The 11,252-nt window shown below is 55.8% G+C and carries 11 protein-coding genes and 1 pseudogene; 8 read left to right on the top strand and 4 right to left on the bottom strand.

The features are described from left to right. Positions 1 to 74 precede the first annotated feature (74 nt). Positions 75 to 878 (bottom strand): HDOD domain-containing protein, encoded by an 804-nt coding sequence (locus tag BLU25_RS08980; RefSeq protein ID WP_029611552.1) that lies wholly within the window; start codon positions 876 to 878, stop codon positions 75 to 77. 32 nt (positions 879 to 910) lie between these two features. After that, a complete protein-coding gene (gene ygfZ / locus BLU25_RS08975) occupies positions 911 to 1,855 on the bottom strand; it encodes a CAF17-like 4Fe-4S cluster assembly/insertion protein YgfZ (protein WP_016782034.1) in 945 nt (314 codons plus the stop codon). A gap of 148 nt (positions 1,856 to 2,003) precedes the next feature. Here ygfZ and BLU25_RS08970 point away from each other — a divergent pair, with 148 nt between their 5' ends. Together BLU25_RS08970 and BLU25_RS08965 are read left to right on the top strand one after the other, a co-directional pair. Next, on the top strand, positions 2,004 to 2,258 hold the full coding sequence (locus tag BLU25_RS08970) for an FAD assembly factor SdhE (RefSeq protein ID WP_016782035.1): 255 nt from the start codon (positions 2,004 to 2,006) through the stop codon (positions 2,256 to 2,258). Next, a complete protein-coding gene (locus BLU25_RS08965; RefSeq protein WP_016782036.1) occupies positions 2,242 to 2,694 on the top strand; it encodes a protein YgfX in 453 nt (150 codons plus the stop codon). The genes BLU25_RS08970 and BLU25_RS08965 overlap by 17 nt, the downstream gene beginning before the upstream one ends. Here the strand turns inward: BLU25_RS08965 and BLU25_RS08960 are convergent. After that, a pseudogene (locus BLU25_RS08960) lies at positions 2,663 to 2,860 on the bottom strand (L-aspartate oxidase); the annotation flags it as partial. The gene BLU25_RS08965 and the pseudogene BLU25_RS08960 overlap by 32 nt on opposite strands. A 37-nt stretch (positions 2,861 to 2,897) precedes the next feature. On the opposite strand from BLU25_RS08960, the gene BLU25_RS08955 reads away from it, so the two are divergent. The 6 genes from BLU25_RS08955 to BLU25_RS08930 all read left to right on the top strand — a co-directional run bounded on the left by BLU25_RS08955 (position 2,898) and on the right by BLU25_RS08930 (position 8,639). After that, positions 2,898 to 4,331 (top strand): tyrosine-type recombinase/integrase, encoded by a 1,434-nt coding sequence (locus tag BLU25_RS08955; RefSeq protein ID WP_016782038.1) that lies wholly within the window; start codon positions 2,898 to 2,900, stop codon positions 4,329 to 4,331. A gap of 576 nt (positions 4,332 to 4,907) precedes the next feature. Then, the gene (locus BLU25_RS08950; RefSeq protein ID WP_016782039.1) at positions 4,908 to 5,531 is read left to right on the top strand and encodes a hypothetical protein; all 624 of its coding nucleotides are present in this window, start codon (positions 4,908 to 4,910) and stop codon (positions 5,529 to 5,531) included. Between the two features lie 151 nt (positions 5,532 to 5,682). Beyond that, entirely contained in the window at positions 5,683 to 6,465 is a 783-nt protein-coding gene (locus tag BLU25_RS08945; protein ID WP_016782040.1) for a Rha family transcriptional regulator, read from the top strand. A 15-nt stretch (positions 6,466 to 6,480) separates the two neighbouring features. Continuing rightward, the gene (locus tag BLU25_RS08940) at positions 6,481 to 6,822 is read left to right on the top strand and encodes a hypothetical protein (protein ID WP_016782041.1); all 342 of its coding nucleotides are present in this window, start codon (positions 6,481 to 6,483) and stop codon (positions 6,820 to 6,822) included. 336 nt (positions 6,823 to 7,158) lie between these two features. After that, complete coding sequence (locus BLU25_RS08935) at positions 7,159 to 7,551, top strand: hypothetical protein (RefSeq protein ID WP_016782042.1); 393 nt, start codon at positions 7,159 to 7,161, stop codon at positions 7,549 to 7,551. Positions 7,552 to 7,625: 74 nt separating this feature from the next. Further along, on the top strand, positions 7,626 to 8,639 hold the full coding sequence (locus BLU25_RS08930) for a hypothetical protein (protein WP_016782043.1): 1,014 nt from the start codon (positions 7,626 to 7,628) through the stop codon (positions 8,637 to 8,639). A 547-nt stretch (positions 8,640 to 9,186) separates the two neighbouring features. Here the strand turns inward: BLU25_RS08930 and nadB are convergent. Then, on the bottom strand, positions 9,187 to 10,794 hold the full coding sequence (gene nadB, locus BLU25_RS08925; RefSeq protein ID WP_016782045.1) for an L-aspartate oxidase: 1,608 nt from the start codon (positions 10,792 to 10,794) through the stop codon (positions 9,187 to 9,189). Positions 10,795 to 11,252 lie beyond the last annotated feature (458 nt).

Below are 11,252 nucleotides of genomic sequence, written 5' to 3'. Positions count from 1 at the left end.
GCGTATCCAGCATCGCGAGCAAGCCCGCTCCCACAGGCTCCCACAGATCCCTGCCAAGCGCTGACTTCAGGGGGTCAGATAAACATCCAGCGCGCTTCCTGCAGTTGCTCCTGCAGCTTCAGGTCATCAGCTTCCACCTTCAGCTTCATGAAGGCGGGCAGGGTGCTCAGTGCCTCGATGTCCTGCCCCATAAACACGGTCGCGATTTGTACCAGGTCGATGTAGTCGATGGCTTTGGTTTGTCGGGAAAAGTCCTGATATTGCCCGGGAATCTTTAACAGCATTTCCGGAAACTCCCAACCTGCCAGCAGTTTGTCGCCAATCAGCGGGTGAATGCTGTCGATGACATGGTTAAGCGAAATCGGGTCGGACAGCAGTTCGTTGTGCTCTTCGGCGTAAGTCAGGATAGGCAGGACGCCGATCTGATGCACCAGGCCACCCAGCGCCGCCTGGTCGGGCTTGAGCAAGGTATGACGGCGGCACAGGGTGTAGCAGATGCCGGCCACTTCCAGGCTCTGGCGCCATACATCGCGCATTTTTTGCTCGACCACTTCGGAGCGGGCATGGAAGATTTGCTCCATCACCAGCCCGATCGCCAGGTTGCTGCTGTAGTTGACCCCCAGGCGGGTGATGGCCGTGTGCAGGTCAGTCACCTCACGGGTGGCGCGCAACATCGGGCTGTTGACCACTTTGATCAACCGCGCCGACAGCGCGGTGTCACGACCGATGACCTTGCTCAAGTTGCTGACGCTGATTTCAGGGTTTTCCGCGGCCTTGCGAATGTTTAACGCGACTTCAGGGAGTGTGGGTAGAACCAGGTCATCTCTATCAATGGCCTTAAGCAAGTCCATTTGGACTCTGTGCGCCAGCATGCTCATTTCTCTAGGTACTGCATTTCAATGTGTGGCAATCAACGCTGGATTTCGCGATCGCGGTCCAGTTGATACGGCAGCTCAAGCAGTGAAAGGCCAGGGCCTTGCAGGTCACCCAAGTGAATATCCCCGGCTTGCGCAGCATCGCTGGTCAGCACGGCGAGCAGCTCAACACCGTTTTCGGCGTTCGCGGCCAGTACCACTTCGCCCACGGAACTGGTGTGGGACGGGGTAAACAGCGGCGTGCCGGGGGCGGGCGCAGCATGACCGGCCGCAAGGGACAAACGGTAGAGGTGGCGTTTGAGCTTGCCCAGGTATTGCATGCGCGCAACGATTTCCTGACCGGTGTAGCAGCCTTTTTTGAAGCTGACACCGCCTACGGCCTGCAGGTTGATCATTTGCGGAATGAACAGCTCGCGGGTCTGCGCCATGACCTGGCCAATGCCGGCGCGAACCTGGCCCAGCAGCCATTGGTTAAGCTCAGCCTCGGGCAGCTGTGCCTTGAGGTGCTGAACCAGGCTTTCGGTCTGTTCGACAGGGGCCCACAGTTCTGCGCGGCCTTCTGAAGCGCGAACGGCGATCAGTTCGCCAGCGCGGGCAACGCTGTCGGTTTCGGCCGGCAGGTGCAGGCCAAGGCTTTGCAGCACCGAGTCAGCATTGACCAGGCCAAAGCGTACCCAGTTGGCACTGTCATCGGTCAGCTTGGACTTGGAGAACACGGCGTACTTTTTCAGGTCCGCCAGCTGCGGTTCAACCAGCTCGCGGGCCATTGCCAGCAGGCAGCCGTTATCTTGCAGAACGATGCGAAAGCTCGACTGCATGCGGCCTTTTTGCGTGCAGCGGGCGCCAAGGCTTGAGCGGGTTTCGCTCAAGTAGTTGAGGTTGCAGGTCAACTGCCCCTGCAGAAACTTGCTGGCGTCGTTGCCGATCACAGCAAGAATGCCTTCGTGGTTCAGGGTGCAGAAAAAAGCAGAGTCGGCCATGGTTCATCGCAGTTGAATAAGTCTGGAACACATCATAGAGGTGCGCCCTGCAAATGGGTAGTTCACAAAGGATAGACGAGCCCGACCAAAGCCGACTGTTCTATGGCGGATCGGCCTGTATACTTGCGTTCTATTTGAGGAGCGCTCCATGGTCGAAGATGTTGAACTCAATCGTCTGTACTGGCACAGCCGTCGCGGCATGCTTGAACTTGACGTGTTGCTGGTGCCTTTCGTCAAGGAGGTGTACGCCACCCTCAATGACGTGGACCGCGAATGCTATCGCAAGCTGCTGGAGTGCGAAGACCAGGACATGTTCGGCTGGTTTATGGAGCGCAGCGAGTCCCAGGACCCTGAGCTGCAGCGCATGGTTCGCATGATTCTGGATCGTGTCCAGCCCAAGTAATCATTTTGAATGCCGCTGGCATGCCTGCGGGCAATTGCTGGCGGCGTATCTTGCAGCCCAGTTGCTGGCGCTGATCGCTATTTGCCTTCTTTCAATTCCTGCCTGGGCATGCCTGCTCGGCGCCCTGTTGTGCCTGGCGCACGGGGCCTGGGTGTTGCCACGGCATGTTCGCCTGACCCACCCCGGTGCCATGACCCGGTTGCGCCATGATGCCGATGGCTGGCAGTTGTGGAACCGTGACAAGGGCTGGCAGGCGGTGCAGCTGCGCCGCGACAGCCTGGCGCTGCCCCTGTTGGTGCTGGTGCGCTATCGCCTGGCGGGTGAGCGGCGGGTGCGGGCGGTTTGCATCCCGGGCGCCGCGCTGGCGCCGGATCAGCACCGGCGCTTGCGCGTGCGCCTGAAGTTCAGCCGGCGTAGGTGGCTGGCACCAGAATAGTGTCCAGGGCCTCGGGCAGCATGTGCGGGTAGTCGAGGGTGTAATGCAGGCCGCGTGACTCCTTGCGTGTCATGGCGCTGCGGATCATCAGCTCGGCCACTTGCGCCAGGTTGCGCAGCTCGATCAGGTCGCGGCTGACTTTGTAGTTGCTGTAGAACTCGTCCATATGAGGCTAAACCCAATGGATACAGGGGTTTCAGCCGATGACCATCAACCACCACTCCCTAACTGGGACAAACCTGTTACAAACTGCCCTCGCCAAGCCGTACCACTATCGCCGGTCTGGTCGCTATTACCTTCGCCTTCGCCCTCAAGGAACCGCTAAGGGTTTCTATACGCTATCGCTCAGAACCACAGACAAGGCCACTGCTATGACCATCTCCAAGGACATCCTCAAGACGCTCGCTGCTTTTCACTTGGATAACCCAGAGGCAACATGGGATGAGCTCAGAGAACGATTGGCAGACATCGCTGAGGAGTGCCTGACCATGGCTCATGGTGATGACTCACTGGTGGCCTACGAGATGATCTATGACGAACTACGTCTGTCGCTTCGTGAGGCATCAGCTAAGGGGCCAATGACCATTGATCAACAAAGGGCCGCGAGCAAAGCCGAGGACATCCTTGAGGCCGCTCAGGAGCGTTTGAAGGGGAGGCCGGGCAAGCTGGTTGGGATCGTTGAGGAACTTAGAGGTGTCCCTTGGGGCACGCCTGTAGCCCCTTATCTGTCCCTATCTGTAAACGCTTCTAAGGCTCTGACATTCGAACATCTCTCAGGGCTCTATATGGCGGAGCAAAAGGACAACGTACAGGCCAGCACTATGAGAGATGTTAAGTCGTCTTGTGCTGCTATCAGCGCTGTTCTGGGAGGTCTCGATCTTAAAGAGCACACTCGGGCTGACATGGTGGGACTCAAGGCAAAACTCCTTGAGGACCGCAAAGGTTCCACTGTTAACAAACTGCTGACCCGGCTATCAACTGTCATGGATTGGGCTGTTCATAACGGCTATCTCGACAAGAGTTTTGACAAGGGCCTGAAGCTCTCTAAGGACGCTGACAGCTCGCGTGAGGCGCTCTCTCAGGATCAAGTACAGGCTCTGATGGATCACACCAAGACACTCCAGGCCGATGCGTGGCAGCGCTGGGCGTTGTCCCTTGGGGCCATCACTGGGACCCGTATCGAGGAGCTCAGGCAGTTGACCAAGGCTGACGTTAAGCAGGTTGGAGGTGTGTGTGTCATCGACATTAATAGGAATGACGGCAAAACGGCTAAGACTAAGCATTCACTTCGGGTCGTACCGTTGACCGATGGGGCCTATGGGTTTGACCTAAAGGCGTTCCTCGAGTTTGTCGAAAAGTCCGACACTCGGCTGTTCACGCTGGGGGCTGGGCAATTCTCTGGTGTGCTCAATGGGGCCCTTCGGGATGTCTTGAAGTTGAAAACTGATCGGACCCAAACATTCCACTCGTTGCGACACTCATTGGCTGGAGCCTTGAAGGCCGCTGAGGTGCCTGTGGGGACCGCTGAGTCGATCTTGGGGCACTCTTCGGGGTCGATTAGTTATGACCTCTATGGTGCGGGGAGTGCTGTGGAAGTGGGGCGTATGGCTGATGCCTTAAAGGTGGCCTTGAAGTGAGTCCGATCGGGACCCGCCCGGTCTATATAAAATATGTAGACCCTAAAGCAGCGGCAATCCCCGGCGAGGTGTGCTCACAAATGATAGACATGCAAAATTTGCAGGTCATCCAAGGCGGATGAGCTTTTAGGTCTTCCATCTCTCAAGGATGTAAGCCTTCCTAAGGAGCCCAATGGCTACTCATTGCGAGTCACAACGGTGCTCATGCCTGAAAGCACCTATAGGGGAAATACCCATAGGACTTAAGGTACAGGATTCTTGTGCTTATGTTCCTAAGGGCCTGCGAGGTTTCTCTTTGGAAAGTCTAATGGCATTGGAAGCCATGAGTCTCCCTAAAGACTCTCGCGGTCGCCCATGAGCCTGCTCCAACGGTGAGGTGTGCAAATTTTGCATAGCTTCCATTCGTTTAGCCTGCACCAGTGGCGTAGAGCACGTCTATCAGCAAATGATAGACCGAGATGTGTGAACAAACCGGAAACATCGGTTCGTTAAGGAGCCCTTTGGGTCAATGAATACGGGTGGCGTTAAATACCCTCACTAAGGCTACAGCACACCAACTGACCTTAGGAGGACACCATGACCTTGCTCACCCAACCCGGACCACATCACCGACACGTTGACCACATCACCGGCATCATCCTTCACGTTGACCCAATCACCGGGCAGATCCTAAAGAGCCACACGATGGTTCTCCCCAAGTCCAAAGATGACCAGTTCAAGGCGTGGGCCACCGAGCGTCAAGCCTGTGAGAGCCTCGCTGAGGACCACTTGAAGACAAGCCCAGTCGTTACGCCTGATGCTCAAGCAGTCATCTCTGAGGAGCCTGTGCGTGGTCGTGGTCGCCCTAAGGCCGCCTTCAAGAATCCAGTAGCTGCCTATATGCACCTCCTCGCAGTTCCTTACTTACTGCCCTGGGTGGACGACATCATCAAAGGGTCGATCATCACCAGTGCTGGCATTAGCAACGGCAAGATCAACGTGAAGACTGGGGCAGTGATCGGGGCCTTGTTCGCTGAGGACATCACAGCGGAGGTCTGCAAGACGCAGGAGATCAGCTTGAGGACTGCCCAGCGTGTGGCGAAGGCCGCCCGACATGCTGCCCATGGCATCGCTTCCTACGTGGATCGACACCCGAAGTTGAAGGCTGAAGTTGAGGCTGAAGTGAGCGCGGAGGCTCTATTCCGGGGCTCTCAGGCTTAACGACGGAATATATAAAAGAAAACTTTAAGACCTCTGAGGAGGAGCATCGACCACTTATCGACCAGTCTCATTGAGAGAGGGATTGTGATGAATATCACCCTCTTCAAAGAGGACCTCTAAGAGAGAACCTTGAGCACATAAGGAGAACACCATGACCACCTTGAACACGATCACCATGACCACCGTTGAGATTGCCGCAATGACAGGCAAGCAGCACAAGAACGTACTTCGGGATGCAGATCGGGCTATTGAACTGGTCAACAAATCTCACGGCTCAGATTTGAGCTGTCAAATTGAAAATAAGGACGCAACTGAAGGAACCTTTGAGATCCGAGGTAAGCAATATCGAATGCTGGTCCTCAATAAGCATCTGGTCTTCACGCTCATCACCGGCTACGACACTGCATTGCGTTACACAGTCATTGGTCGATGGATCGAATTGGAGCAAGCAGCTAACCCAGCGTTCTCCTCTCAGGCCATCACTGAGACCCTCATTGACCTACAAACACGAGTCGATGCAATGGCCCCGGCCTACGATGAGCACGTCCGTAAGGGTCGCTCAGTTGGCTATAGCTGGCGTGAAGCATGTCGTCTCGCTGCCATTGAGCACCCCGACAAGTTCTTGGCCCTTATGGTCCGCTTGAAGAAAGCCCGTAAGACCCTCCACGGGCACACTGAGATCAACCCAAGCTACGTTAAGAAAGGCTACGTGACTGTGCTCAAGCCTTCCAATCTGGTCGTCAAGGCCAACGGTGGGCACCTCTTCAAGGTCACCTCCAAGGGCCTCACAGAATGGCTCTCAGCGAATGCAGGTGAGATCAACACAGCGGTCAACACTGCGAGCCGCCCTAAGGCTGTAGTCGATGAGCATGGCTATACGATCGCTATCACAGGTGACAACACCGAAGGCTTGACCACAAAGGCCATTCATTAATTCAAGGAGATCCCTATGACTGCCCAATTGAACTACGGCAAGACCATTCCAACTGAAGCTGATTTGAGCATCATCAATCAGTTCTTCATTAAGCCACGCCGCTCCCGCCTCATTGAGCTACGCACAGCACTCACAAAGGCTACCGCCCCGGGCCGCTCTCGTTGTCCTGAGTTGGGCACCATCTATGACATGGATGTGGTCTATGCATACACCGATCGCACTATGGGTACGTCCTTCACGGGCGCTCTCAAAGAAGCCCTTGAGGCTGGTCTGCCACTCAAGACTCTGATCCGCTGTGACCTACAGATCCCGATGTCTAATCAGCCAATCGTCGTGGCCTACAAGGATGCTTGCTGAGGTCCCTTTGGGCCAGTAAACATTGGTGTCGTAAAAACCCTCACTAAGGCCACGGGAATCAGTCACCCATGGTCTCCTCAAAGTCCCACGAGGCGCCCTAAGCGTCAGTAGTGGGCAATCTATGCACCAACCCTGGAACCTCTTTGCTGTCCGCCATTCAGCCCAGAGGCATTCCTACAGTCCCCGCCAAGTTAACGCCCACAGGACTGTGAAACCACCTTCAATCCAATACCTTTAAGCAAACCTTGTTGATCCCGTGCGGGTCTCCTTTCCCCATTGGTCACGCGATCATGGCGGCAAGGTTTGACTTAAGGGTCTCTCAAAGGAGAACCCAATATGAAACTCGACATCGTACATACCGATAAGACCCTGACTATTCAAGGCCAAACTGTGACTAAGGCATATGCCGAAGGAGTGATGTTGGCAGGCCTGCTGGCTGCTGTGGGGAAGAACTACGGAGCTATCACTTCGATCATCAAGCAGTTCATGGAGGCTGGTCTAAGCACCTCAGCATTCCCTGATCAAACCTCAGTTGCCCGCCAAGAGATCCATGCGGCTGGTCTGCGTGAAGCTGCTCGACAACGTGATGCCCAGTTCCATGCGGACCGCTTTGCATCCTACAAGGCTCCGACACGTCTTGAGGTAGCTCGTGCTCGTGAGACCAAAGAGAAGCAAGCAGCGGCTATCCGTGAACACGGCAACGCCATTCGTGCAGCTCGCCGTAACTAACAGTCGGCCACAAGGAGCCTTTGAGACCTCTCAGGGCTTCCCTAAACAGAATTCAATTCAGGAGATTATCAAACATGAAACCATACGAATACGTTAAGCCTACAACGTGGTCCACCGCTATCACCGAACAGGGTGGGACCATTCAGTTCAACACAGAGACCACCATCAAAGGTGGCGCAGGCACTGATGCAGCGGCCTATGTGAAGGCCCTGACAGATGGTCTCGATGAATACTTCAACGGTGGAGACTGGGAAGAAGGCGCTGAAGAAGCGATTCCCTGTGAGTTCCGCCCTAAGGGCACCGAGCCGACCACCCAACAGATCGTTCTGATGCAAGATCGAAGCGTTGAGTTCGACCCGCGTAAGTCCATCTATGATGATTCGACCTTCACTAAAGGCGAGGCCGTCGCTGGTGACTTCCTGTTCTGTGAGGCCACCCCTCAGGCCGCTCTGTTTTCTTTTCGTCAGACCTTCTTGGATCATCACATCATGTCGGGCTTCACCCTCAATGGTTTGACGCAGACCGCTGAGAAGCTCTTGAAGGACTTCGAGATGTCCTGTGGTGCGACCATTGCCAAGATCCTGACCACCTCTTCGTCCACTGAGATCAAGGCCCTTACAGGTCTCTCTAAGAACCCACGCGAACGCGCTGAGGACATCATTGATGGTCTGACCATGAACATCAACCAAGCAGTTGGCACCTCACTGTCTGACTTCGTGTTGCTGATCCCTGCTAAAGAAGTAGCTGGTCTTGAGCGTGCTGCTCAGCGTGCTGGACTGTCAGACGTAGAGGACCTCTTGGGCTGTGGCTCTCAGTTCTACTCTGGCGAGGACTTGGGCATCTTCATGTTGCCTAAGGGCATGGCGTCACTGAGCTTCCGTAAGGACTCCAACGGTGCTGTGTGGCAGATCCATGCGACCCGTAACCCTAACGCTATGGCGTGGGACGTAGAGGTCATTGGTGTGGCTGATGTGGTGACACAGGCCAAGGTACAGCTCAAGCTGGCAAACCCTGCTGACCCTAAAGAGAAGCTCCAAGTAGAGCTGGTCGATTTCCCTATGGTCACTCGTGTGACCCTGGCTGACTAAATGATGTATCCCCCTGAGGCTCCCTTTGAGGAGTCTTGGGATCTTTTAGTAATACGTTATTTCGTTTCATTTTAGGTGGAGTCAAGGAGGACCCTCATTACCATGCGAAAGATGTTCGGTTGGCTGTCCTCAAGGCTATCGTTAAGTCTCCCAGCTTCTGGAAGGTAGTCTCCATGATTGCCATCGTCAGCGGGGTGGCTGTCCCTGAGGGGCTCATAGAGCTTACCCATGATTTGCTGAGCGATGTAATGACAGCCATGTAGGGCGTTCCTGTGTGAAATCTCGTGGGCCATTGGCTTACAGGTTATTCAGATTTCACACAGGAACGCCCTAAGAGGGCCTTTTAGAATTTGGCAGAAAAATGTGAGTGACCACCTTTAATGCACTCCGGGAGCAAGTACCCCCATAGGCCCTCGCGCCCTCGCTCAGGCGCACCATAAGGACCCTTGCGGGCACGCGATAAGGACCCCAGCATTGGGACAAAAGTGAGCCAAAGCTGTTACAAAACGGTGCCTTATGGTGCTACGCTAAGGTCTCCTAACGTGCCTCATCTGGTCGGTGTAAGGATCGTATCCTTCGCCTCTGGCAACATATCTGGATAGTCCAGTGTGTAGTGCAGACCCCGAGATTCCTTACGTTCCATGGCAGACCTGATCATCAGTTCGGCTACTTGAGCAAGGTTCCTCAATTCAATCAGGTCTCTGCTCACTTTGTAGTTGCTGTAGAACTCATCAATTTCGTCCAGCAGCAGGCGCACCCGGTGCTCGGCTCGTTGCAGGCGCTTGTTGGTGCGCACGATGCCGACGTAGTCCCACATGAAACGCCGCAGTTCATCCCAGTTGTGGGCGATGATCACGTCTTCATCGGAGTCGGTCACCTGGCTGGCATCCCAGCTGGGCAGTGCCACGGGGGCGGCGATTTCTGGCGACTGGGCGAGGATGTCGGCCGCTGCCGACTTGGCGTAGACAAAACACTCGAGCAGCGAGTTGCTGGCCATGCGGTTGGCACCATGCAGGCCGGTAAAGCTGGTTTCGCCGATGGCGTACAGGCCCGGCACATCGGTGTGGCCATGTTCGTCGACCATGACTCCACCGCAGGTGTAATGCGCCGCAGGGACTACCGGGATGGCCTGTTGGGTGATGTCGATGCCGAACGCCAGGCAGCGCTCATAAACCGTCGGGAAGTGGGCCTTGATGAACGTATCGGACTCATGGCTGATATCCAGGTACACACAATCGATACCCAGGCGCTTCATTTCATGGTCGATGGCCCGGGCCACGATATCTCGCGGTGCCAGTTCGTTGCGCGGGTCGAAGCGGTGCATGAAGCGCTCGCCGTTGGGTAGCTTGAGGTGCGCCCCTTCGCCCCGCAGGGCTTCGGTGATCAGAAAGCTCTTGGCCAGTGGGTGGTACAGGCAAGTGGGGTGGAACTGGTTGAATTCCAGGTTGGCCACCCGGCAACCCGAGCGCCAGGCCATTGCAATGCCGTCACCGCAGGCACCGTCCGGGTTGCTGGTGTAGAGGTACACCTTGGCCGCCCCCCCGGTGGCCAGAATGGTGAAGCGTGAGCCAAAGGTGTCGACCTCGCCCGTGGCACGATCCAGCACATAGGCCCCCAGGCAGCGATCACCTTCCAGGCCCAGGCGGCGCTCGGTAATCAGGTCGACAGCGACGCGCTGTTCGAGCAGTTCGATATTGGGGCGCTGGCGGGCCTGTTCGAGCAATGTCTTGAAAATCGCCGCGCCCGTGGCGTCGGCCGCATGGATGATGCGTCGGTGGCTGTGCCCGCCTTCACGGGTGAGGTGAAATTCAAAGCCCTGCTGCTCGGTGTCGATGCTGTCATCGCGGGTGAAGGGGACGCCCTGGTCGATCAGCCACTGGATGGCTTCACGGCTATGCTCGACGGTAAAGCGTACTGCGTCTTCATGGCACAGCCCGCCACCTGCATTGAGGGTGTCATCGACATGGGACTGCACCGTGTCGGTGTCATCCAGGACAGCGGCGACGCCGCCCTGGGCCCAGAACGTTGAACCATTGGCCAGATCGCCCTTGCTAAGCACTGCAATACGCATATGGCTGGGTAACGTGAGCGCAAGGCTCAAACCGGCAGCGCCGCTGCCAATCACCAGCACATCATGTTGAAAATGTTGGCTCATTCTTCTGACATCCGCAAAAAAGCGCCCTCTAGTATATAGAGGGGGGGATCGGCACAATGGCCGGGCCTTTATGGCATTGTTAAATTACAGCGGGCGCAAAGTGTGCCTCAGACTCGATGGGTCTGCATGTCGATTTGCAAATTAATCTGCGAGTGATGGCAGGACTCAGGAATGACTCGAGTTCTGGTACGATTTCGTGGTGTATCTTGGGCAGTTTCGTACGAAGGTTTTGAACTTTTCGTATAGCCAGGGGTTCCATAGTGGGCTGCCCTTGATGCAGGGGAACGGCGTCCAGATTGATGCGGGGTTTGTTTTTTCGACTCGACAGCTGAATTTGACGACAAGATTATTGACGCAGCCGGCCAGGCCCGAGCTGCGTTTTCGTGCGTGCCAAATCCGAGCGCGCAGGAAACTTGCCAGGGGGGAGAGAACTTTTGCGAAAAGCCCGAGTCTATGTT

The organism is Pseudomonas fragi, from assembly GCF_900105835.1.
In the GTDB taxonomy this organism is placed as follows: Bacteria; Pseudomonadota; Gammaproteobacteria; order Pseudomonadales; family Pseudomonadaceae; genus Aquipseudomonas; species Aquipseudomonas fragi.
The sequence above is the reverse complement of the archived record's forward strand: the minus strand, read 5'-3'. Positions and strand labels throughout refer to the sequence as shown.